At 64.0% G+C, this 21,838-nt stretch carries 19 protein-coding genes; 10 read left to right on the forward strand and 9 right to left on the reverse strand.

The genetic code is table 11. The features are described from left to right. Positions 1–173: 173 nt before the first annotated feature. The 4 genes from ACW5W4_RS08620 to ACW5W4_RS08635 are packed head-to-tail and all read right to left on the reverse strand — an operon-like array spanning position 174 to position 3,338. Positions 174–1,328 carry a hypothetical protein gene (locus ACW5W4_RS08620; protein WP_456689091.1) on the reverse strand — a complete coding sequence of 385 codons (1,155 nt, stop codon included), beginning with the start codon at positions 1,326–1,328 and terminating at the stop codon, positions 174–176. Continuing rightward, positions 1,328–1,699, reverse strand: coding sequence for a GtrA family protein (locus tag ACW5W4_RS08625; protein ID WP_041993472.1), 372 nt, complete (start codon positions 1,697–1,699; stop codon positions 1,328–1,330). The genes ACW5W4_RS08620 and ACW5W4_RS08625 overlap by 1 nt, the downstream gene beginning before the upstream one ends. Further along, positions 1,696–2,748 (reverse strand): glycosyltransferase family 2 protein, encoded by a 1,053-nt coding sequence (locus tag ACW5W4_RS08630; RefSeq protein ID WP_456689092.1) that lies wholly within the window; start codon positions 2,746–2,748, stop codon positions 1,696–1,698. Before ACW5W4_RS08630 ends, ACW5W4_RS08625 begins: the two co-directional genes overlap by 4 nt. Positions 2,749–2,777: 29 nt before the next feature. Beyond that, positions 2,778–3,338, reverse strand: coding sequence for a hypothetical protein (locus ACW5W4_RS08635; protein WP_427260725.1), 561 nt, complete (start codon positions 3,336–3,338; stop codon positions 2,778–2,780). A 330-nt stretch (positions 3,339–3,668) separates the two neighbouring features. On the opposite strand from ACW5W4_RS08635, the gene ACW5W4_RS08640 reads away from it, so the two are divergent. The 4 genes from ACW5W4_RS08640 (at position 3,669) to ACW5W4_RS08655 (ending at position 7,029) form a co-directional block, all read left to right on the forward strand. Beyond that, the gene (locus ACW5W4_RS08640) at positions 3,669–4,433 is read left to right on the forward strand and encodes a substrate-binding periplasmic protein (protein ID WP_456689093.1); all 765 of its coding nucleotides are present in this window, start codon (positions 3,669–3,671) and stop codon (positions 4,431–4,433) included. 105 nt (positions 4,434–4,538) lie between these two features. Beyond that, positions 4,539–6,023, forward strand: a complete 1,485-nt coding sequence (locus ACW5W4_RS08645) for a L,D-transpeptidase family protein (RefSeq protein WP_456689094.1) — start codon at positions 4,539–4,541, stop codon at positions 6,021–6,023. 132 nt (positions 6,024–6,155) lie between these two features. After that, entirely contained in the window at positions 6,156–6,701 is a 546-nt protein-coding gene (locus ACW5W4_RS08650) for a DUF882 domain-containing protein (protein WP_427260728.1), read from the forward strand. Between the two features lie 76 nt (positions 6,702–6,777). Next, the gene (locus ACW5W4_RS08655) at positions 6,778–7,029 is read left to right on the forward strand and encodes a DUF3862 domain-containing protein (protein WP_427260729.1); all 252 of its coding nucleotides are present in this window, start codon (positions 6,778–6,780) and stop codon (positions 7,027–7,029) included. Positions 7,030–7,096: 67 nt separating this feature from the next. On the opposite strand, the gene ACW5W4_RS08660 is transcribed toward ACW5W4_RS08655, so the two are convergent. Both ACW5W4_RS08660 and cysZ read right to left on the reverse strand, forming a co-directional pair. Further along, positions 7,097–7,711 carry a trimeric intracellular cation channel family protein gene (locus tag ACW5W4_RS08660; RefSeq protein ID WP_427260730.1) on the reverse strand — a complete coding sequence of 205 codons (615 nt, stop codon included), beginning with the start codon at positions 7,709–7,711 and terminating at the stop codon, positions 7,097–7,099. A 136-nt stretch (positions 7,712–7,847) separates the two neighbouring features. Further along, a complete protein-coding gene (gene cysZ, locus ACW5W4_RS08665; RefSeq protein ID WP_408792458.1) occupies positions 7,848–8,612 on the reverse strand; it encodes a sulfate transporter CysZ in 765 nt (254 codons plus the stop codon). A 210-nt stretch (positions 8,613–8,822) separates the two neighbouring features. Here cysZ and ACW5W4_RS08670 point away from each other — a divergent pair, with 210 nt between their 5' ends. The 6 genes from ACW5W4_RS08670 (at position 8,823) to ACW5W4_RS08695 (ending at position 19,069) form a co-directional block, all read left to right on the forward strand. Then, a complete protein-coding gene (locus ACW5W4_RS08670) occupies positions 8,823–12,194 on the forward strand; it encodes an AAA family ATPase (RefSeq protein ID WP_456689095.1) in 3,372 nt (1,123 codons plus the stop codon). Between the two features lie 15 nt (positions 12,195–12,209). Beyond that, on the forward strand, positions 12,210–13,304 hold the full coding sequence (gene zipA, locus ACW5W4_RS08675; protein WP_456689096.1) for a cell division protein ZipA: 1,095 nt from the start codon (positions 12,210–12,212) through the stop codon (positions 13,302–13,304). A gap of 99 nt (positions 13,305–13,403) precedes the next feature. Next, entirely contained in the window at positions 13,404–15,410 is a 2,007-nt protein-coding gene (gene ligA, locus ACW5W4_RS08680) for an NAD-dependent DNA ligase LigA (protein WP_456689097.1), read from the forward strand. A gap of 475 nt (positions 15,411–15,885) precedes the next feature. Beyond that, a complete protein-coding gene (gene nrdD, locus ACW5W4_RS08685) occupies positions 15,886–18,003 on the forward strand; it encodes an anaerobic ribonucleoside-triphosphate reductase (protein ID WP_456689098.1) in 2,118 nt (705 codons plus the stop codon). 241 nt (positions 18,004–18,244) lie between these two features. After that, entirely contained in the window at positions 18,245–18,760 is a 516-nt protein-coding gene (nrdG, locus tag ACW5W4_RS08690; RefSeq protein ID WP_456689099.1) for an anaerobic ribonucleoside-triphosphate reductase-activating protein, read from the forward strand. A 138-nt stretch (positions 18,761–18,898) separates the two neighbouring features. Continuing rightward, on the forward strand, positions 18,899–19,069 hold the full coding sequence (locus tag ACW5W4_RS08695) for a YqaE/Pmp3 family membrane protein (RefSeq protein ID WP_408792446.1): 171 nt from the start codon (positions 18,899–18,901) through the stop codon (positions 19,067–19,069). A gap of 79 nt (positions 19,070–19,148) precedes the next feature. On the opposite strand, the gene ACW5W4_RS08700 is transcribed toward ACW5W4_RS08695, so the two are convergent. The 3 genes from ACW5W4_RS08700 to ACW5W4_RS08710 form a co-directional block, all read right to left on the reverse strand. Beyond that, positions 19,149–19,502, reverse strand: a complete 354-nt coding sequence (locus ACW5W4_RS08700; RefSeq protein WP_427260783.1) for an MliC family protein — start codon at positions 19,500–19,502, stop codon at positions 19,149–19,151. A 211-nt stretch (positions 19,503–19,713) separates the two neighbouring features. After that, positions 19,714–20,763, reverse strand: a complete 1,050-nt coding sequence (locus tag ACW5W4_RS08705; RefSeq protein ID WP_456689100.1) for a DUF2955 domain-containing protein — start codon at positions 20,761–20,763, stop codon at positions 19,714–19,716. Between the two features lie 19 nt (positions 20,764–20,782). Further along, the gene (locus ACW5W4_RS08710) at positions 20,783–21,838 is read right to left on the reverse strand and encodes an HlyD family secretion protein (protein WP_456689119.1); all 1,056 of its coding nucleotides are present in this window, start codon (positions 21,836–21,838) and stop codon (positions 20,783–20,785) included.

Raw genomic sequence — 21,838 nt, forward strand, 5'->3', positions numbered from 1 at the left:
AGGGGGGGGCGCCTCCTTGGATCGGCAAAATGCCGATCTGTGAGCTCGGTGACCCTGGTTACGTTTTCAAGGATGGGAAAGTGTGACGGGGGCAAAGCGGGGGAGCAGCGTCGCCAGAAAAATGCCGGTCCCTCGACCGGCATGCTGGCATGGTTGTCTGCCTCGTCCCGGGATCAGACGGTGAAGAAGAGGTGGTTGACGAAGGCGACCGCGATGAAGGAGGCCACCATGCCGCTGATGCAGAGCACGGCCGGGCGCAGGGCGGGCCAGCGGTGGGTCAGCAGTATGATGGCCAGCAGGGTCGGGTAGAGGCCGAACATGTAACGGGGCATGGCGTTGAGCCCCGTCATCAGCGGAATGGTGCAGCAGATGAACATCAGGGTCGCCTCGGCCCAGCGTTTCTGGCTGAACAGATAGAGGTTCAGGGCCCAGCCAAACATCACCATGATGGAGAGATAGGCCTTGCGTCCCCCCAGCTCGAAGCCGCTCAGCCACCAGTCCAGCGGGCTGTCCATTTCGCGGCCCCAGGCGACCTGGATGTGCTTGAAGGCGAAGGCATCCCCCACCAGGTTGTGCAGATAGACCATGTAGGCGAACAGACCAAAGGGGATCAGCCAGAGGGTGAACACCACCTTGAGGGTGCGCTCGGTGAAGCGGAAGAACTCCCGCCAGCCGTAGGCCTGCAGCGCCAGGATCAGCACGGGGAACACCATCATGACCCCCAGATTGCGGGTCCCTGAGATGAAGATGCCGAGCAAGGCGACCATGAGCCACTGCTCCCGATAGGCGAACAGGAACATGCCCAGCATGAGCGCCATGAACATGGGCTCGGTGTAGCCCGAGACGAAGTAGGCCGAGAAGGGGGAGAAGGCGAGCAGCCAGACCCCGAAGCGGGCGGTCTCTTCCCCCAGCTTGAGCTGGCGCAACACCAGCAGCATCAGCGGCAGGCTGATGAAGAAGGCGAGGTTGGCCACCAGCATCAGCCCGAACAGGCTCTCGACCTCGAGCAGGTTGGAGATGCTGCCGGCCAGTATGGGGTAGAGGGGCATGAAGGCCCAGTTCGCCGCATTGCCCTTGCTGAGCCAGCGCGGGTAGAGATCATAGCCGTTCTCTATGATGCGCTGGAACCAGACGCAGTCGAACTGGCAATAGGCCTGGAAGGGGCCGACGTCGGGGCCGTAGAGCTGGGTACCGAAGTAGCCCATGCCGTACAGGGCGAGCCGGCTCAGGAAGAAGGCGGCGAGGATCAGCAGCCAGTCCCGGCCATCGAGGCGCAGGGAGGGGCGATAGGGGGCGCTCGCCCCCTGGGACAGGGTCAGGTCACTCATCAGGCAAATACCCAGATACGGGAGAGAACATAGGTCAGCACGGTCACCGTCAGGGTGGCGATGACCACGGGCAGCAGACCGGAGAGCCCGGCAAACAGCAGGCCGCTCAGGATCAGGTTGCGCACCGCCAGGGAGAAGAGGGCCACCAGCAGGAACTTGCCGGCAGCGCCCTGCTTCTGGAAGGTGATGTACCTGTGCCCGAAGAAGGAGAACCAGAAGGCGATCAGGAAGGCGAGGGTGGTGACCAGGTGCTCATTGATGCCCGGCCAGCCATGAAACAGGGCGAAGGAGGTGCCCAGATCCACCAGGGTGGCACCCCCGCCGACGAAACCGAAGCGCACCAGACGCCAGCATTCATCCCGGGAGATCATGGGGTCTGCTGCTCCTGGTCGTCGCTTCCTTTCGCGGTTGGCACCGGCTTGGCCGCCTTGGCCCGGCTCTTGCGCGCAGCGGGCTTGGTCGCCTCATCGGCGGCATATTGGCCGTAGACCCCTTCGATGAGGTAGACGGGGCGCTGTTTCACCTCCACGAACATGCGGCCTATGTACTCGCCTATGATGCCGAGCGACAACAGCTGGATGCCGCCGAGGAAGAGCACCACCGACATCAGGGAGGCGTAGCCGGGCACGTCGATGCCAAAGAAGAGCACCTGGGTCACTATCTTGAGGATGTAGAGGAAGGCGATGAAGGAGACCCCGATCCCCACATAGCTCCACACCCGCAGCGGCCAGCTGGAGAAGCTCATCAGGCCGTCGAGGGCGAAGTTCCACAGCTTCCAGTAGTTGAACTTGGTCTCGCCGGCGTGACGGGCGGGGCGCTCGTAAGGCACGCCGACCGCGCGAAAACCGGCCCAGGCGAACAGGCCCTTCATGAAGCGGTTGCGTTCGGGCAGCTGCTTGAGCGCCTCCACCACCCGGCGATCGATCAGGCGAAAATCACCGGCATTCTCCGGCAGCTTGGTGGTGCTGGAGAGCATGTTGAAGAAGCGATAGAAGCCGCCTGCGGTGATCCGCTTCATCGGGGTGTCGGCGCTGCGATCGACCCGGATGCCATAGACGGTGTCGTAGTCACCGCTCTGCCACAGCTTGACGAACTCCAGGATGAGGGAGGGGGGATCTTGCAAGTCCACATCCATGGGCACCATGGCATCGCCGCGAGCCTGGTTCAGGCCGGCGGTCATGGCCGCCTCCTTGCCGAAGTTGCGGGCCAGGTTGACCAGGGTGACGCGCGGATCCCGGGCGATGGCCCGCTCGATCACCTCGCGGGTGCTGTCACGGCTGCCGTCGTTGACGAAGACGATCTCCAGGTGCTCCCTGATGGAGGCAAGTTCTGTGTCTATCGCGGCAATGAAGGCATCTATGCTCTCTTCCTCGTTATAAACGGGCACGACCAGAGAGAGTCGGAAATCGGCTTGCGACATGGGGCTGTCCTTATGGGAGAACGGGGACTTCAGTGGAGAAGGGGGCGACTCGGCTCTGCGGTCAGGCGCAGGGATTCGACATTGAGCGGGGTGACGGTCGACAGAGCCAGGAAGTTGAGCTGTTTGGGATCCTGGTTCAGGGCCTCACCGGGCAGGCGGAAGTTGATCTCGTTCAGCCCCGCCTTGGCCAGCTTGACCGTGGTGACGAAGTCATTGCCCATGGCGACCTTGAGCAGGGCGCCCGCCTCCGGGCTGTTGATGCGGGCCCGTACCGTCAGGGTGTTGGCCGCGCCGCGCTGGGGCAGCAGGAAATAGAGGCCGCCCTGGCCGCTCAGCTGGGTGCCTTGTTCGCTCGGTTTCTTGGCCCAGCCTTCGCTGGAGAGGAAGCGGCTCGGCTTGGTCAGGTTGAGCTCATTGCCCACCCGATAGGTCATGCTGGAGTTGTGTTCCCAGAAGCGGGTCTTGCCTTCCAGGTAATAGAGGCGGTAGGCCAGGCTCACATCGGGGTGGGCGGCCAGATAGAGGGTGTAGAGATAAAAGCCGCTCAAGGCGAGGATGGCTGTGATGAATCCGAACTTTTTGTAAGTCATGTTGCTCTCTACGGCCTGTGGTGGGGCTAACCGCGCATATGCTAATCCAATTGCAAAAAAAGCATAGTGGATCACAAAAAAATATTTGGTCAGATATTAACCCCAGCTTATGCCCGCTACAGCCCCCTCACCACCTCGCGGATTCGGGATGGTTTGGCGTCGAATGGGTAGCAATCCCCGAGGGCGGCGAATGACGGGCCTCGGGGGCAGATGGCGGGTCGGGGTTGGGAAGAAGGGTGCGTCATGCCTTGACATCTGTTTTTCGGCGGGAGCAGTCGCCATGTCATCTTTCTCCCTTTATGATGGAGTCACTCTGCGCAAGGATGCCCCATGACTCGCCTACTCCTCCCTCTGTTCGCCCTGTTGCTGTCCCCTGCGTTGTGGGCGTCGGCCCTGTGCCCCTCTCCGCTGCGGGTCGGTTTCGATAATTGGCCTCCCTATCATTACTATGAAGCGGATTCGCCCTCGCAGATGCGTGGATATGCCGTCGAGGTATTGTCCGCCGTGCTGGCCAGAATGGGCTGCAAGGTCGCCTATCTGGAGTTGCCGTGGAAGCGGGTGCTCCATGAGATGGAGCATGGCGAGATCGATGTGGCGATGGAAGCCAACATCAACGACGAGCGTGCCCGTTATGCCTATTTTTCCGATCCCTACAATCCGGGGCGCACCCTGTTGTGGGTGCGTCAGGGAAAGCAGTATGACGAGCAGGATCTGGCGAGCTGGTTGGCCAAGGGCTACAGGCTGGGGATCACCAAGGATTACTTTTACGGTGATGAGGTGATGGCCTTGCTCGATCGTTATCCCGGGCAAGTGAGCGCGGTGAGCGATAAACAGAATTACAACAAGCTGCTCCGGGGACGCATCGACGGGTTTCTCGGGGATATGCTGGCGACCTCCAGCGGGCTCAGCCAGGCGGGGATGAGTGGCCAGTTCTCATCTCATCCCATGGTGGTGTACGAGTCGCCGAGCTATTTCATGCTGAGTCGGTTGACGGTCTCTGCCCACTTCCTGGCGCAGTTCAACCAGACGCTGGCTGACTTCAAGGCAACGGGTGAATATGAGCGAGTCTGGCGGCGCTACACCCGGGTGCGCTAGCCGCTCGCTGCCGGTATGCTGGCCAGCCCGCGCCGATTGTCGCATCATGGGCAGGCAGTCGGGTCGTTTCGATTGCAAGCAATGTTCGGATGAATTGAGGTTCACATGGCAAAGAAGTATTGGCTGGCATTGGCAAACCTGATGTGGCTGGGATGCTGGCCGCTGGGACTGGCACAGGCCACCGAGACCGCCGTGGTGGTGAGTGCGGCGAGCGGGACCCATGAGTGGTACCAGGATGCCAGGGCAGAACAGGCCAGGCACGAGTTGGAGCAGCAGCTGCAGGAGGCGGTGCTGGCCCAGCTGCACCCCGAGTTCAAGCCCCTGTGGCAGCGGCTCAAGGCCACGCCCGAGCAGGCGCGTGGTCCCCTCTATGACGAGGCGTTTGGCAAGCTGACCCGCTTCCAGCAAGGGTGGCGCGCCATGGACCTGGTCGCGCGCGAGCAGCTCAAGACCCAGAAACTGGATCTCTCCCTGCCCCCGGTCCAGCCGCCCGAGGGGGGCGATCTGCTCGACCAGATCAGGAGCCTGCGGCCCCAGGTGGCCGAATACGATGCGGTGCGGGTCCAGGTGGCGCGCCTGCTGACCCTGCCCATGGCCAGCGACTGGCCGACCCTCGCCATGCCGACCCTGCGACTGGGCGAGCCTTCCCCCGCACTCGGGCAGATCCGCGCCATGCTCAACGAGCTCGGCGATGTCGCCCCCGCCCACGAAGACGAGATCTATGATCCCGAGACCGAGCAGGCGATCAGGCTGTTTCAGGGCCGTCACGGCCTGACCGCCGACGGCATCATAGGTCGCCGTACCCTGGCCTGGCTCAACACGGGGCCCCTGGTGCGTGCCAGCCTGCTGCTGCGTAATCTCTGGCGGCGGGACCTGGTGGATCATCTGGTGGGCAGCCGCTACGTGCTGGTCAATATTCCCGACTATCGGCTGAGCGTGGTGCAGGGGGGAAGCGAGGTGTTCACCAGCCGGGTCATCGTCGGCAAGGAGCAGCGGGAGACCCCCATCCTCGCCAGCGAGATCCGCTCCGTGGTGCTCAATCCCGCCTGGCATGTGCCCAGATCCATCCTGAGCAAGGACATACTGCCCAAGCTGAGCCGGGATCCGGGTTACCTCGCCCGGGAGCGGTTCGAGGTGACGGACAGCGCAGGCAACCCCCTCTACTTCACCGAGGAGCAGTGGCACCAGGCCCTGGCCGAGGGCTTCCCCTACCGGTTGCGGCAAAAGCCGGGGGACCACAACGCCCTGGGCCGTTACAAGTTCTACCTGCCCAACAATGACGCCATCTATCTCCACTCGACCCCGGGCAAGCGGCTGTTCGAGCAGGGGGCGCGGGCCTTCAGCTCGGGCTGCATCCGGGTCGAACATGCCGATGATCTGGCCGAGCTGCTGCTGGCCGACTCCCGCTACCAGCCGGACAAGGTGGCCAGCCTGCTGAAGGAGGAGAAGACCAAGTGGTTGCCCCTCAGCACGCCGACCCCGGTGTTTACCGTCTACTGGAGCAGCTGGATCGACGGTGACGGGCGCCAGCAGCTGCGCAGCGACATCTATGGATTTGATCGAGTCAGCTTCCAGCCCCAGCACCTGTGATCCCGAACACAGAGTCGACAGCCCGGCCCCGGCCGGGCTTTCTGTTGGCGGGTTTGGGTTTGACAGGGGGGTGAGACGGCGGGTAAGTTCGAGCGGTTGTATCAAATTCATTCACTTACGGACGGAGCCGACATGCTCGACACAGAGATAAGCCGACGCCGCCTGCTGCTGGGGGCCGGTTGTGCAATGGGAGCCAGCCTGCTCTCCTTTCCGGCCCTGGCGAGCCGCAGCACTCACAGCCGCGAGCTGAGCTTCTTCAACCTCAATACCGGCGAACGGGTCAAGGCAAGCTACTGGGAGCAGGGGCGCTACCTGCCCGATGGTCTGGCCGAACTCAATCACCTGCTGCGGGACTATCGCCGGGACGAGGTGTTCAACATGGATCGCAAGCTGTTCGATCAGCTCTTCCTGTTGCAGCAACGCCTCGGCCACAGGGGCGAGATCCAGCTCATCTCGGGTTACCGCTCCCCCGCCACCAATGCCGCGAAGCACAGGCGCAGCAAGGGGGTTGCCAAGCGCAGCTACCACACCCTGGGCCAGGCGGTCGATGTGCGGCTGCAAGGGGTGCAGCTCGCCCACCTGCACCAGGCGGCGCTGCAGCTCAAGGTGGGTGGGGTGGGCTACTACCCCAGCGACAATTTCGTTCACCTCGATACCGGCCCAGCCCGCAGTTGGTAGACTCATTCGGCCTTATTTGCTGACAGGGGCGGGGCGGGCCTGCTAGGCTTTGCGCTCACCAGAAGAGGAGAACGAGATGAAGCAGATCCTGATAGGCGCCTTGATGGCCCTGGTATTGACGGGTTGCAGCAAGGTCAATCGTGACAACTATGACAAGCTCAAGATGGGGATCAGCTACAACCAGGCGAGCACCATCCTCGGCAAGGCGGACAGTTGTGACGACGTGCTCGGTACCACCAGCTGTGTCTGGGGCGATGCCCAGCACAACATCAAGATCCGGTTCATCGCCGACAAGGCGACCTTCTTCAGCTCGGAGGGGATCAAGTAGCCCCGAGCAACAAAAAAGCGCCGTCAGGCGCTTTTTTGTTGCTCGCAATCCAGAGGGCAGACGCTACTCAGTGGGAAGCGTACTGGTAGTTGAAGGTAGGCAGTCCCCACTTGAAGCGTACCGCCAGCAGCCGCAGCACGAAGCCGATGCCGATGGCACCGAACGCCGCCCAGTCGTTGGGCAGCCCCTGCTCGAGGGCCAGGCAATAGAGCCCGGCGGTGATGAGGGAGACGCCGGCATAGAGCTCGCGTCTGAACACCAGGGGAATGCGCTGACAGAGCAGGTCCCGCAGCACGCCGCCAAACACCCCGGTCACCACCGCCATGATGCAGGCGATGCCGGCGCCGTGCCCCATCTCCAGGGCGCGGGCCGCCCCGAAGATGGAGAAGACCACCAATCCCAGGGCGTCGAGGGCCATGAACAGCTTGCCGAGGTAGCGCATCAGGGGCGCACAGATGACGCTGAGCAGGGCAGCCCCCGCCACCAGCAGCACATAGTGGGGATGCTCGACCCAGAGCAGGGGGTAGTGGCCGAGCAGCACATCCCGTATGGTGCCCCCGCCGATGGCCGTGGCCGAGGCGATGATGACAACGCCAAACAGGTCCATCCGCCTGCGACCCGCCGCCAGGGCCCCCGTCATTCCCTCGGCCACCAGACCGAGCAGGAAGAGTGCATGTAACATGAGAAATACCCGGGATTAAAGAAAGGCCCGCATCCTAACAATCCTGCGCAGTCCCTACAAGCGACACCATATTCACATTAGATTAAGTAATGAAAAGGGGGCCATTGCCCCCTCTTTTTCTCATGCCGTCATCGCCTCAGCGTCCGAGCTGTTCATCCCGGTACTGATCCACCCACATGGCGGTGGCGCCGCAGATGGCCACCGGCATCACGAACAGGTTCACCACGGGAATGGCGGAGAAGAGGGTCACCAGGGCGCCGAAGCTCAGGCACTTGCCGCGCCGCTGCTTCAAGGCATCGCGCATGGTGATGAAGTCGATCTTGTGGTTGTCGAACGGATAATCCACATACTGGATCGCCATCATCCAGGCGCTGAACAGGAACCAGAGCAGGGGGGCCAGGGTCTGGCCGACCACGGGGATCAGGAACAGGATCAGGCAGCCGATCGCCTTGGGCAGATAGTATTTGAGCTTCTTCCATTCGCGGCCGAAGGTGCGCGGCACATCCTTGACGATGTCGAGCATGCCCGTCTCGGCGCTCGCCTGCCCGGTGAGTTGCTGCTCCACCTTCTCGGCCAGCAGGCCGTTGAAGGGGGCGGCCACCCAGTTTGCCACCGAGCTGAACAGGAAGGAGAAGACCACCAGTATGGTGATCAGGGCAATGGGCCAGAGCAGATAATCAAGCCAGGAGAGCCAACTCGGGATCTGCTGGTGCAGCCAGGCGAACAGGCCGTCCAGTTGCAGCAAGAGGGCGTAGAAGGCACCGGCAAACAGCACGAAGTTGACCAGCAGGGGGATCAGCACGAAGGTGCGGATCCCGGGTTGGCGGATGAGTGAGAAACCGCGCAGGAAGTAGTCTGCACCGCTGATAGAGTCGTTGACTAGGGGGCGTGATTGGCTCATATGAGCTCCATCCGTGACAGGAAACAGCCTGCATATTACAAACAAGCCATTGATTTGGTAAAGTCGCCGACCATTCCTTATTTCGTGCCGTGACGACTGAAAATCGGGCAGGGATGGGGATGATGCCTGCATATTACACACAAAGCCGGGTCTGGATTTGGTAAAGTCGCCAGCCCGCCGCCCCACTATTTAGCCCGGATATAGGCCTCCATGCGTCTGAAATTGATCAAGCTCGCCGGTTTCAAGTCGTTCGTCGAGCCGACCAAGATAGTGCTCAGTGCCGACATGACCGCCGTAGTGGGGCCAAATGGTTGCGGCAAATCCAACGTCATCGACGCGGTACGCTGGGTGCTGGGGGAGAGTTCGGCCCGCCATCTGCGCGGCGAGAACATGACGGACGTCATCTTCAACGGCTCCCTCAACCGCAGCGCCCATGGCCGCGCCTCGGTCGAACTGGTGTTCGACAATCCCCACAACCGGGTGCCCGGTGAATTTGGCCGCTTCGGCGAGATCTCGGTGCGCCGTGAGGTGCTGCGCGACGGCTCCAACCACTACGAGATCAACGGCCAGAAGTGCCGCCGCAAGGATGTCACCGACCTCTTCCTCGGCACGGGCCTGGGGCCGCGCAGCTACGCCATCATAGAGCAGGGCACCGTCAGCCGGCTGGTGGAGTCGCGCCCCGCCGATCTCAAGCTGTTCATGGAGGAGGCCGCCGGGGTCTCCCGCTACAAGGAGCGGCGCCGGGAGACCGAGCTGCGCATCCGCCACGCCCAGGAGAACCTAGAGCGGCTCGGCGACATTCGCGGCGAGCTGGGCTCGCGCCTCGAACACCTCAAGTCCCAGGCCGAGACAGCCGAACGCTACACCCAGCTCAAGCACCGCTCGCGCGCCGCCCGGGCCGAGCTCATCGGCTCCGAGCTGTGGGCGCTGGAGACCCGACTGGCTCAGGCCAAGGAGGAGCTGGGCAAGGTGGAGCTCGCCATCGCCGCCCTCGACGCCAGACGCAGCCAGGATGACAGCCGCCACATCAGCCTGTCGGTGGCCCGCCAGGAGGCCCAGGCCGAGCAGACGGCGCGCCAGCAGCAGCTCTTCCTTGGCGGTCAGGCCATCGCCCGGCTAGAGCAGCAGCAACTGCACCGAGACGAGCTGGGGCGCGACTGGCAGGCTCGCCACGGCGCCCTGAGTGAGCGAGTCGAGGGGCTCAAGGGCCAGCTGGCCGAGCAGCATGAGGCCCAGACAAATCTTGTCCTGGCCACCGAGCAGGAAGAGGCCCGCCTCGAGCAGTGTGAGCAGTTGCTCACCGAGCAGCAGGTACGACGGCTGGCGGTGAGCGAGGCCCTCGAAGGAGCCAGGGGACGGCAACAGCAGTGGCAGCAGCGCCAGGGGCAGCTGCAAACCCAGCTCAATCAGATCCGCACCCAGCAACAGGGCCTGCAGGAGTTGCAGGCCAGGACCCGGCTCGCCCGGCTCAAGCTCGAGGAGGCGCAGGGGGACGCCCTCGGCCAGCAGCCGGATCTGCAACCCCGACTGGATGCCCTGTCGGATGAGCTGGCGCTCTCCCGGGCCCGACATGACGAGCTGGAGGCGCAGTGGCAGGCCGCCGTGGCCCGCCACGAGACGCTCAAGGGAGAGCGGGATAGCCAGGGGGGTCTGCTGCGCGAATTCGGTGCCCGCCTCGCCACTCTTGATCAGATGCTGGGGGAACAGATGCTGGGCGCGACCCTGGCGGACCGGCTGCAGGTCGCCCCCGAGTGGGCCCAGGCCCTGGACAAGGTGCTCGGGCGCTGGCTCACCGCCCAGCCGGGGGATGAGTGCAACCTGGCGCAAGACGGGCTCTGGATAGGCCCGGCTCAGCCTGCGGTACCAGGCACCCTGGCGGCCCGGCTGGAGGGGGAGCACATCCCCGCCTTCCTCAACGTCATCTGGCTGGCCGATGACAGGGCGGCGGCGCTGGCCCGCCAGCCATCGCTCCTGGCCGGTGAGTCGGTACTGACCCCGGCGGGAGACTGGTTTGGCCCCAACTGGGCCGATCTCGGTCAGGGCGGCGCCCTTGGCACCCTGGCGCTGCTGGGGGAACGTGAGCGGTTGCACACCGAGCTGGCCGCAGGGGAGCAGGCGCTGGCCCGGCTGGATGCCCGGTTGAGTGGGGCCGATGGCGAACGCGCCCAGCTGCACGGCGCTCTTGAGGCGAGCCAGCGCGCCCTGCGCGAGCAGGAGCAGCAGTGGCAGCAACTGCGGGAAGCCTGGAGCCAGCAGCAGGGCCAGCGTCAGGAGCGTCTGCTGCGCCTGGGCCAGCTCGGCGAAGAGCTGAGCCGCCTCGACGCCGAGCAGGCCGCCGAGGCCAGCCGCGGCGAGGCCCTCACCCAGGCCCTCGAGCTGGCCGATGCCCAGTGGCAGGAGCACCTGGCCCAGGGGGAGTCGGAGCAGGCACAGCGGCGTCTGCTCGAGGAGCAGGCGCAGCGGGCCGAGCAGGATCTGGAGGTGGCGCGGGGGCGCCGTGAGCAGCAGCAGGGGCAGTGCCAGCGCCTGCTGCTGGAAAAACAGAATCTGAATCAGCTTATCGCCCTGCGCGAGCAGGAGCTGGCCCGGCTCGGGCTGGAATTGGCGCAGCTCAAGGCGCCGCAGCCGCAGGAGAGTCAGGAACTGTCGCCCCTGCTTGGCGAGCAGCGCGCCCTCGAAGAGGCCCAGCTTGCCTGTCATCAGCGCATCGCTCGCCTCGATCAGGCGCTGGCCGAGCTGGAGCAGGCCCGCAGCCGGGATCGGGCGCAGATGGTGACCCTGCAAGAGCAGCTGGCCCAGCTGCGTCTGGAGCGCGAGCGCAATCTCACCCGCAGGCAGGGGCTGCACGAGCAGCTCGAGGAGCTGGGGGTGCGCCTGATTGACCTCGATCAGGCGGCGCTCATCGCCGCCAACCGCACCGCCCTGCGCCAGGAGATCCAGACCCTGGAGGGGCAGGTGGAGGCGCTGGGGGCCATCAATCTGGCCGCCCTTGGGGAGTATGAAGAGGCGAAGAGCCGGGCCGGATACCTGGAAGATCAGTGCCAGGATCTCGAACAGGCACTGGAAACCTTGAGCCAAGCCATTAAAAGAATTGATAAAGAGACACAAATACGCTTCCGTGACACTTTCGATAAGGTCAATGAAGATTTAAAATCCCTGTTCCCCAAGGTGTTTGGGGGCGGGAGTGCCTGGCTGGAACTCACCTCCGACGATCTTTTGGAGGCCGGGGTGAGCATCATGGCAAGACCTCCGGGCAAGAAGAATGCTACCATTGCCCTGCTTTCCGGGGGGGAGAAGGCCTTGACCGCGCTGGCGCTGGTTTTTGCCATCTTCAGACTCAATCCGGCGCCATTTTGCATGCTGGATGAGGTGGATGCACCGCTCGATGAAGTGAACGTCGGTCGCTTCTGTTCTCTTGTCAAAGAGATGTCGAGCACAGTACAGTTCATTTATATCAGTCATAACAAGGTCTCCATGGAGATGGCCGAACAACTGGTCGGCGTAACGATGCAAGAGCCTGGGGTTTCTCGCATCGTCTCGGTCGATATCGGTGAAGCCGTCGCTTTGGCTGAGCAAAACTAGAAAGAGAAGCAGCTAATGCAGGAATTGCGTTACATCTTGGTCGCCTTGGGCGGGATTGCCATTGCGGCATTGCTCATTCACGGGTTGTGGAGCAACAGGAAGAATCGTCAGTCCCCGATCAAGGAGAAACCCTTGAACCGGATGGACAGCAAAACACGGGATCGTGACAGCGATGCCTTCGACAGCGACGGCATCGGCCAGGTGCGCGTGGTCAGTGCCGGGCGCCGTGCCGAGCCCAAGCTGCAGAGCGAAGCCGTCCCGCGCAGCCAGTATCTCGATGACGAGGACGAGGACGAGCTGCCGCCGCCCGCCCCGCGCAAACCCGTCGCCCGTCCGGTCGCTCCCCCTCCCGTCTATGAAGAGGAAGAGGAGATGGAGGAGCCGGTGCTGGAGACAGTGGCACCCGAGCCCCAGCGCAAGCCTGCCCAGGTCAATCGTCGCACCCCGGTCTACCGCTCCCGCCCCCAGCGCGAACCGGCCATGCAGCCGTTTGATGATGAGCCCCAGAGCGAGCCCGATTACACCAGCGGCCTCAGCTTTGGCGAGGCGCCCCGGGCCCAACCCCGTCAGGCCGCCGAACCCGTCGCCGAACGCGCCCCCCTGGTCGAGACCCGGAGCGAGCGCGCCGCTCCCGTTCAGGCCCCCGTCTATGACGAGCCCGAGCCGGTACGCGCCCCGGTCGAGAAGATCTGGCAGGATGTCTACGTCATCAACCTGATGGCCCGCCCCGGTCAGGAGCTGCAAGGGGCCGCCCTGCTCGCCTCCCTGCAATCTCTGGCGTTCAAGTTTGGCGAGATGGACATCTTCCACCGCCACGAGGGGCTGGATGGTCATGGGGAGGTGCTCTTCTCCATGATCAACATGGTCAAGCCGGGCACCTTCAACCCCTACCGCATGGAGCAGTTCAGCACCCCGGGTGTGTCGCTCTTCATGCAGTTGCCCCTGCGCAGCAACGTGGCGTTCGCGTTCGAACACATGTTGCAGGCCGCCGATCAGCTGGCCAGCGATCTGGATGCCATGCTGACCGACATGGAGCGCAGCCCCTTGAGCGACGAGACCATAGCCCGTTATCGCCGCGAGCTGGCCGCCTTCGAGGCGGGCCGCGACTAAGACTCCCCGGGGTCTGCAAGAGCAAGAGTGCGGTACCCAGGTGCCGCATTTTTGTTTCTGCCCCGGCCTGGATTTTTCATCACACTTCGAGACTTTTTCATGAGCGAGCCCCTCTCCCGCCACAGCCAGCTGTGTGAACTGCTTAATGACTACGGCCACCAGTATTACGTGCTGGACAACCCCACTGTGCCGGACGCCGAATACGATCGCCTGATGCGCGAGCTGATTGCGCTCGAGGCCGAGCATCCCGAGCTGAAGACCCCCTCGTCCCCCAGCGCTCGGGTCGGCGGTGCGCCGCTCTCGGCCTTCAAACAGGTGCGCCACGAGATCCCCATGCTGAGCCTGGACAACGTCTTCAGCGGCGAGGAGCTGCAGGCGTTCGAGCAGCGCATGAAGGATCGCCTCAAGCGGGAGGTGAGTTTCACCTTCTGCTGTGAGCCCAAGCTGGACGGCCTGGCAGTCAGCCTGCTCTATGTGGAGGGCCAGCTGGTGCAGGCGGCCACCCGGGGCGATGGCACCACGGGGGAGGAGATCACCGAGAACGTGCGCACCATCAAGGCCATTCCGCTCTCCCTGCGGGGCAGCGGCTGGCCCGCCCGGCTGGAGGTGAGGGGGGAGGTCTTCATGCCCAGGGCCGGCTTCGCGGCCATGAACGAGAAAGCCCTGGCCGCCGGGGAGAAGGTGTTCGTCAACCCGCGCAACGCCGCCGCCGGCAGCCTGCGTCAGCTCGATTCCCGCATCACCGCCAGCCGTCCCCTGAGCTTCTACGCCTATGGCGTGGGGGTGGGCGGCGACGAGCTGGGGGATTCCCACTTCGCTCGCCTCAATCAGCTCAAGGCCTGGGGACTGCCGCTCAGCCCCGAGGTGAAGCTCAAGGAAGGGGCGGCCGGCTGCCAGGCTTTCCACGATGACATCCTGGCCCGTCGCGGTGAGCTGGCCTATGAAATTGATGGCGTGGTCTACAAGGTGGATGCCATCCCCTTGCAGCTGGAGCTGGGCTTCGTGGCCCGGGCGCCGCGCTGGGCCACCGCCCACAAGTTCCCGGCCGAGGAGGAGATGACGGAGCTGGAGAATGTCGAGTTCCAGGTGGGCCGTACCGGCGCCATCACCCCGGTGGCCAAGCTCAAACCCGTGTTCGTCGGCGGCGTCACCGTCTCCAACGCCACCCTGCACAATGCCGACGAGATAGCGCGCCTCGGCGTCATGATCGGCGATACCGTGATCGTGCGCCGGGCGGGGGATGTGATCCCGCAGATAGTGGCCGTGGTGGAGGCGAAGCGCCCCGCGGATGCCCGCGAGATCCTCTTCCCCGCCCAGTGCCCGGTGTGCGGCTCGGCGGTGGAGCGGCTGGAAGGGGAGGCGGTGGCCCGCTGCGCCGGCGGCCTGTTCTGCGAGGCCCAGCGCGCCGCCGCCATCAAGCATTTCGCCGCCCGCCGCGCCATGGATGTGGATGGCCTGGGGGACAAGATAGTGGATCAGTTGGTGGACAAGGGGATGATCAAGACCCCGGCGGACCTGTTTGGCCTCAACGCCATCCAGTTGGCCGGTCTCGAGCGGATGGGGCAAAAATCCGCCCTCAACCTGGTGGCCGCCATCGACAAGGCCCGCAGCACCACCCTGCCCCGCTTCCTGTTTGCCCTCGGCATTCGCGAGGTGGGGGAGGCGACGGCGCTGAACCTCGCCAACCACTTCCTCACCCTGGAGGCGCTGCGGGAGGCGAGCGTGGAGCAGCTGCTCGCCGTGCCGGACGTGGGGGACGTGGTGGCCAAGCATGTCTACTTCTTCCTGCGCCAGCCCCACAACATAGAGGTGCTGGATGCGTTGCTGGCCGCCGGCATCCACTGGCCGGCCATCGAGAAGAAGGAGGCAAGCGCCCAGCCCTTCGCCGGCAAGACCTTCGTGCTGACCGGCACCCTCACCCAGCTCTCGCGCAACGACGCCAAGGCGGCCTTGCAGGCCCTGGGGGCCAAGGTGGCGGGCTCGGTGTCGGCCAAGACCGACGTGCTGGTGGCCGGGGACGCCGCCGGCTCCAAGCTGGTCAAGGCCCAGGAGCTCGGCATCACCATCTGGACCGAAGCCGAGTTGCAGGCGGCGCTTCAGCCCTGAGCCCCCCTCTTCACGATGACAGCAGACCCGGCCCAGGCCGGGTCTGCCGTTTCTGCTGGCCGCAGGATCAGGGATGGCGACAGGGGAGAGGACGGCGCCGTCGCGGCGAATCAGGGGAGACCTGGAAAAGAGCAAAAAAGTGAAAACCGGGGATCCGCGTCCGGGCCAATCGGGGTCTGGCCTGGACGGAAATACTATCCCTTTGGGTCTGATTTCTAACTGAGCAGCTGGCGGAAAACCTGTCCTGGATCAAGAAAGCGGTGCCGGCTTTGGGGCCTAATAGCCACCACATATAGGGCATTAAAGAAATAAATCACCTATATATTGTGTTTGTAAGCTGTGTATAACGTCAGCCTCTGCCAGATGTCAGCCAGGGTCAGAGGCCCGGCTGGCCCCGCCTCGCCCTGGTGAGCCGGGCGGGCTGGCATCGCTCATCGGGTCGACCCGATACGACCATTTTTTGCGGGGATAAGAGATGAAACCGGTTGTGATCAAACGTGATGGATGCCGTGCGCCATTCAATGGCCAGCTGATTGCCGAGGCGGTGAGCCGGGCGGCGGAAGCGGTCAATCAGGCCAGTCCGGCGCTGGCCGAGCGCATCGCCGGCGCCGTCAGCCAGGAGCTGGAAGGGCGGGGCGAGGTGGATATCCACGAGATCCAAAACCGGGTCGAGAACCACCTGATGGCCTCCGACGACAAGGCCATCGCCCGCGCCTACATCGAATACCGTCACGACCGGGATCAGGCCCGCGAGGCCCGTGGCCGCCTGGCCCAGGAGATCCGCGGCCTGGTCGAGCAGACCAACGCGGCCCTGCTCAACGAGAACGCCAACAAGGACTCCAAGGTGATCCCGACCCAGCGCGACTTGCTGGCCGGTATCGTCGCCAAGCACTACGCCATCAGCCACATGCTGCCCCGCGAGGTGGTTCAGGCCCACGAGAGTGGCGACCTGCACTTCCACGATCTCGACTACTCCCCCTTCTTCCCCATGTTCAACTGCATGCTGATCGACCTGAAGGGGATGCTGACCCACGGCTTCAAGATGGGCAACGCGGAGATCGACACCCCCAAATCCATCAGCACGGCCACTGCGGTGACCGCCCAGATCATCGCCCAGGTGGCGAGCCACATCTATGGCGGCACCACCATCAACCGCATCGACGAAGTGCTGGCCCCCTATGTGACCATCAGCTGGCAGAAGCATCGTGAAGTGGCCGAAGAGTGGGGGATCCAGGATGTGGATGCCTACGCCATGGCCCGCACCGAGAAAGAGTGCTACGACGCCTTCCAGTCACTGGAGTACGAAGTCAACACCCTGCACACCGCCAACGGTCAGACCCCCTTCGTCACCTTCGGCTTCGGCCTGGGGGATAGCTGGGAGTCGCGGATGATCCAGCGCGCCATCCTCGGCAACCGTATCGCAGGCCTTGGCAAGAACAAGAAGACCGCCGTGTTCCCGAAACTGGTGTTCGCCATCAAGGATGGCCTGAACCACAAGCAGGGCGATCCCAACTACGACATCAAGCAACTGGCGCTGGAGTGTGCCTCCAGGCGGATGTATCCGGACATCCTCAACCATGACCAGGTGGTCAAGGTGACCGGCTCCTTCAAGACTCCCATGGGGTGCCGATCCTTCCTCGGTGCCTATAAGGAGAATGGTGAGCTGGTCCACGAGGGACGCAACAACTTGGGGGTGGTGAGCCTCAACCTGCCGCGCATTGCGCTGAAATCCCGTGACGAAGCGGACTTCTGGGATCGTCTGGACGCCGCCCTGCGGGTGGCCAAGACGGCGCTGATGTACCGCATCGAGCGCCTGGACGGTGTGAAAGCCCGGGTCGCCCCCATCCTCTATATGGAAGGGGCCTGCGGTGTGCGGCTGAAAGCGGACGATAACGTCAGCGAGATCTTCAAACATGGCCGTGCCTCCATTTCCCTCGGCTATATAGGGGTGCACGAGACCATCAACGCCCTGTTCGGCGACTCGGTACACCTGTTTGACAGCGAGACCCTGCGCCAGAAGGCCATCGCCATCATAGCGCGGCTCAAGGCGGCCACCGACGCCTGGAAGGAGGAGACAGGCTACGGCTTCAGCCTCTACTCCACCCCGAGCGAGAACCTCTGCACCCGCTTCTGCCGCATCGACGCCAAGGAGTTTGGCGTGGTGGCCGGGGTGACCGACAAGGGCTACTACACCAACAGCTTCCACCTGGACGTGGAAAAGCAGGTGAACCCTTACGACAAGCTGGACTTCGAGGCGCCCTATCCCCCCATCGCCAGCGGTGGCTTCATCTGCTACGGCGAGTACCCCAACATCCAGCACAACCTGGAGGCGCTCGAGAACGTCTGGGACTACAGCTATGACAAGGTGCCCTATTACGGCACCAACACCCCCATAGACGAGTGCTACGACTGCGGCTTCACCGGCGAGTTCGAGTGCACCTCCAAGGGCTTTACCTGCCCGCGCTGCGGCAACCACGATCCGGCCAAGGTGTCGGTGACCCGCCGGGTGTGCGGCTACCTCGGCAGCCCGGATGCGCGCCCTTTCAACGCGGGCAAGCAGGAAGAAGTGAAGCGCCGGGTCAAGCATATGTAAGCCGAGCCCTCACCCTGGCCCTCTCCCAGAGGGAGAGGGAACCGATAGCTGAGCTGTGGGGGCCGAAGAGCGACAGTCATCTCTTGTTCTGATTGGCAAGCTGGTTTCCTCGGGACTATCCGCAATACGTCGCTCTGCACCCTTCTCCCGCTCACGTTGAAAAGAGTGGGAGAAGGGCTGGGGATGAGGGGGCTGAAAATCCATCATCACTTGCCTGCCAAACAGTGAACCGAGAGAAAAGATGCACTACCACCAGTACTACCCGGTCGATGTGATCAATGGCCCCGGCACCCGCGCCACCCTGTTTGTGTCGGGCTGCGAGCACCAGTGCCCAGGCTGCTACAACCAGAGCACCTGGCGCCTCGATGGGGGCAAGCCGTTCGATCAGGGGATGAGCGATCGCATCATTGGCGATCTCAACGATTCGCGCATCAAGCGGCGGGGGCTGTCGCTCTCCGGCGGCGATCCGCTCCACCCCGCCAACCTGGCCAGCGTGCTGGCGCTGGTGAAGCGGGTGCGGGCCGAGTGCCCCGGCAAGGACATCTGGTGCTGGACCGGCTATCTGCTGGCAGATCTCAGCCCGGCCCAGCGCGAGCTGGTCGCCCTGCTGGACGTGCTGGTGGATGGCAAGTTCGAGAAGGCCCTGGCCGATCCCGGCCTGCTCTGGCGCGGCAGCAGCAACCAGATCGTTCACGACCTCAACGGCTGGCGGGAGCGGGAACACAAGAGTCGGATCTCCTGTCTGCAGCTGGCGTGACCTCGGGCCCTGATGGCGATCTGGGGGCGCCTGGCCTGGGATGAAGCGGCGGGCCGGCGAGGGAGGGCAATCCGCGCCTTAGTTGCCAACTGAGTGCGTGAGGCTTACTGTAGGGCATCAAACTCACGGGAGAATGTGATGAATAACCTAGTCAAAATCTTGCTGGCCATCTTTCTGCCCCCGGTCTGCGCCTTTATCCAGGTCGGCTTGAGCCTGCACTTTTTCCTCAACATAGTGCTGACCCTGCTCGGCGGCCTGCCCGGCATGGTCCATGCGCTCTGGCTGGTGGTGACGGACAAGCGCGCCTGAGCCACGACAGCGCAGACGCAAAGAAGAGGCCAACCCAGGGGTTGGCCTTTTTGCTGTCTGGCGGTATGGCCCCTTGGGCTCACTGCTGCTTGCAGTCGGTGTAGGCGCTCTGCCATTCACCGCTCTCGCCCCTCATCTCGACGAAGCCTTCGCTCCCCTTGTTCCACCAGACGGCCTCATGCTCATCGGTATAGCGGGCGCCAGAGGCAGAGACCACCTGGGGCAGGGTGTAATCCTTGCCATCGGGCAGGGCGAGCTTGATGAAGTTGAGGCTGTCGTCGGAGAGGGCGTAGTAGCTCACCTGAACCTTCTGGTCGTTGGCACACTGATAGGCTATTGGGGCGCCGCCTGTGACGGTGAGGGTGTGGGGAGCCGGGGCACAGCCCGCGAGGCCGAGCAGCAGGGCGCCCGGCAGAGAGAAGCGCAGAAACATCACGATGAAGACTCCATTGGTGCGATATAGGTTCGACTGAACCCATAACCTGGGGTAAAGCCTAACAGAGCGGGCGGCTCAGGCAAGGGGCAGGGGCAAACCCCTGGTCGAGTCGTGACGTTTCCCCCTCGCCCCGGGCCTGGCTTGTGGCCAAAAAAAGCCCCGATGATCGGGGCAAAAAGCAAGCTCGTCCATGGGCTCATCACAGTAGTCAGTGGCCGAAGCGGGTCGCCTCGAACCGGTTAAGCAGGTGGTGCAGCAGGTAGCAGGCCAGCAGGGTGGCGACGATGGCAAAGAGGATGCTGCTGACCCGATAGAGGGCGCTGAACACCAGATCGTTGCCCGGGGTCAGATACTGGCCGAACAGGATGCCGAGGGTGGTGAGGGCGCCAAAGCCGACTCCCGAACCGCTCGCCTCCTTGACGTGGGCGTGGCTGAACAGCATGGCGCCGAGCCAGAGCAGGGGGGCGACCAGGATCAGCTGTCCGGACCAGTCATAGAGCACCAGCTGGCACAGGATGCCGAAGCTGACCCCGAGCAGGGTCCCCATGGCCCGGCGCCTGGCATAGCCGAGGGCGCCGTTCCAGTGCATGGGGAAGAGCACCAGCAGGGTGGTGGCCTGGGCAGACATGGAGTCGCGCAGGTCGAACATCTGGAATACCAGGAAGGAGAGGGTGGCGACCGCGGCCCCCAGCAGCGCCTCGTGGCGCATCCGGTGCGGCGCCTTGGGCTGGCTCACAGGGCTGGGTCTGGGCTCCACGTCCGGCAGCAGGGCCGTCATCAGGTAGGCGATGAGTACGGAGAGCACGTTGGCCCAGAGGTTGCTGAAGATGAGATCGTTCAAGTCCGTGTCCGGGTAGCTGGCAAAGTGCAGCATGATGCTGAGGCTGAGCACGCCGTTGGCGCCAAACAGAAACAGGCTGCCCCGGGACATGGCGGCGAAGCGATAGACGAACAGCAGGAAGGCGACGGGGGTCATCAGGGCGGGATGAGCGCCAAACAGACCGCCGAGCAGGCCGACCTCCAGTCCGCACATCACGGCGGCGGCGATCAGCTGGCGGGCGGCGTGGCCGCTCATCACGGGCACCATGCCGAGCAGCAGCATGGGGGTCACGGTGAAGAAGACCCCGTAGTTCCAGCCAAACAGCTTGCAGAGCAGGAAGCCCAGGGTGCTGCCGAAGGCGATGCGCAGGCATTGGCGCAGCTCGTTGGCCGCCAGGGGCCTGTGCCAGAGGGTGGGGTTGATCAGGGTACTTGCCATTATGTGCGTCCGCTTGGCATCAGTAGATGTAGTGCAGCAGGCTCAGCAACCGGATCTGGCCGCGGGCAAACAGGGCGGTCAGGGCGTTGTCTGGCAGCAGCTGGACGGTGGCGCGGGCTCCGGTGGGCAGGCCCTTGGGCATCTTATCCAGGGTCAGGTGCAGGCGCAGGCGCTGGGCATCACGCACCCAGCGATCCGACTCCACCGGGCTGGCCAGCAGGCCGTTGGCATCGAACTGACCGGCGCTGACCCCGGCATCCAGGCTGCTGACCCTGGCCTGGAAGATCTGGCCGGGCTTGCCATCGAAGGCGATCAGGGCCCTGGCCCCCGCCGTGACGTTGCGCAGGCTCTTCTCGCGAAAATCGGCGATGAGATCCACCTTGTCCGAGACCAGGGCCAGCAGGGGCGATCCGGCGGCGGCGAAGCTGCCCTGCTTGAGCTGCATATTGGTCACTATGCCGTCCTGGGGCGCCGTCACCTGGCTGTAGGCGAGGTTGAGCTCGGCCTGGGCCAGCTTGTTGCGGGCCTGGCGCAGGCGCAGGTTGTCGGCGCCTGCCAGGCCGCGGTTGACCCTGATCTGGTCCAGGCGCGCCCGGCTTGCCATCAGGTTGGCGCGGGCGGTCTGCCAGGCGCTGTTGGCCTGATCCCGCTGCTGGGTGGAGACCAGCTTCTTGGCGAACAGCGTCTCCAGGCGACGGGCATCGCGCTCCTTTTGCGCGAGATCGGTCAGGTTGGCGCTGAGATCCGCCTTGGCGGCGTCCAGGCTGGCATCGAGCTGACGGTTGTCCTGCATGGCCTGATCCAGGGCGAGCCGGGCCTGCTCCACCGCCAGGCGAAAGGGTTCGCCATCCAGGGCGAACAGCAGATCCCCCCGTTTGACGGCCTGGTTGTTGCTCACCGCCACCTCGACTATCTTGCCGCTGACCTGGGGGGTGATGCGGGTGACGGTCCGGGTTGCCATGGCCTGGGGGGTGAGGGGCATCTCGATGTCGGCCAGCAGGAAGTAGGCAAACACCGCCGCGAAGCCGAGCATGGCAAACTTTATCCAGCGGGCAAATTGTTGATCCGGCGTCAT

This window comes from Aeromonas crassostreae, assembly GCF_054052445.1.

Coding starts and splice junctions, on each gene's coding strand:
- ACW5W4_RS08620 (WP_456689091.1), bottom strand. CDS start 1,328: ATGAGTGACCTGACCCTGTCCCAGGGGGCGAGCGCCCCCTATCGCCCC.
- ACW5W4_RS08625 (WP_041993472.1), bottom strand. CDS start 1,699: ATGATCTCCCGGGATGAATGCTGGCGTCTGGTGCGCTTCGGTTTCGTC.
- ACW5W4_RS08630 (WP_456689092.1), bottom strand. CDS start 2,748: ATGTCGCAAGCCGATTTCCGACTCTCTCTGGTCGTGCCCGTTTATAAC.
- ACW5W4_RS08635 (WP_427260725.1), bottom strand. CDS start 3,338: ATGACTTACAAAAAGTTCGGATTCATCACAGCCATCCTCGCCTTGAGC.
- ACW5W4_RS08640 (WP_456689093.1), top strand. CDS start 3,669: ATGACTCGCCTACTCCTCCCTCTGTTCGCCCTGTTGCTGTCCCCTGCG.
- ACW5W4_RS08645 (WP_456689094.1), top strand. CDS start 4,539: ATGGCAAAGAAGTATTGGCTGGCATTGGCAAACCTGATGTGGCTGGGA.
- ACW5W4_RS08650 (WP_427260728.1), top strand. CDS start 6,156: ATGCTCGACACAGAGATAAGCCGACGCCGCCTGCTGCTGGGGGCCGGT.
- ACW5W4_RS08655 (WP_427260729.1), top strand. CDS start 6,778: ATGAAGCAGATCCTGATAGGCGCCTTGATGGCCCTGGTATTGACGGGT.
- ACW5W4_RS08660 (WP_427260730.1), bottom strand. CDS start 7,711: ATGTTACATGCACTCTTCCTGCTCGGTCTGGTGGCCGAGGGAATGACG.
- cysZ (WP_408792458.1), bottom strand. CDS start 8,612: ATGAGCCAATCACGCCCCCTAGTCAACGACTCTATCAGCGGTGCAGAC.
- ACW5W4_RS08670 (WP_456689095.1), top strand. CDS start 8,823: ATGCGTCTGAAATTGATCAAGCTCGCCGGTTTCAAGTCGTTCGTCGAG.
- zipA (WP_456689096.1), top strand. CDS start 12,210: ATGCAGGAATTGCGTTACATCTTGGTCGCCTTGGGCGGGATTGCCATT.
- ligA (WP_456689097.1), top strand. CDS start 13,404: ATGAGCGAGCCCCTCTCCCGCCACAGCCAGCTGTGTGAACTGCTTAAT.
- nrdD (WP_456689098.1), top strand. CDS start 15,886: ATGAAACCGGTTGTGATCAAACGTGATGGATGCCGTGCGCCATTCAAT.
- nrdG (WP_456689099.1), top strand. CDS start 18,245: ATGCACTACCACCAGTACTACCCGGTCGATGTGATCAATGGCCCCGGC.
- ACW5W4_RS08695 (WP_408792446.1), top strand. CDS start 18,899: ATGAATAACCTAGTCAAAATCTTGCTGGCCATCTTTCTGCCCCCGGTC.
- ACW5W4_RS08700 (WP_427260783.1), bottom strand. CDS start 19,502: ATGTTTCTGCGCTTCTCTCTGCCGGGCGCCCTGCTGCTCGGCCTCGCG.
- ACW5W4_RS08705 (WP_456689100.1), bottom strand. CDS start 20,763: ATGGCAAGTACCCTGATCAACCCCACCCTCTGGCACAGGCCCCTGGCG.
- ACW5W4_RS08710 (WP_456689119.1), bottom strand. CDS start 21,838: ATGACGCCGGATCAACAATTTGCCCGCTGGATAAAGTTTGCCATGCTC.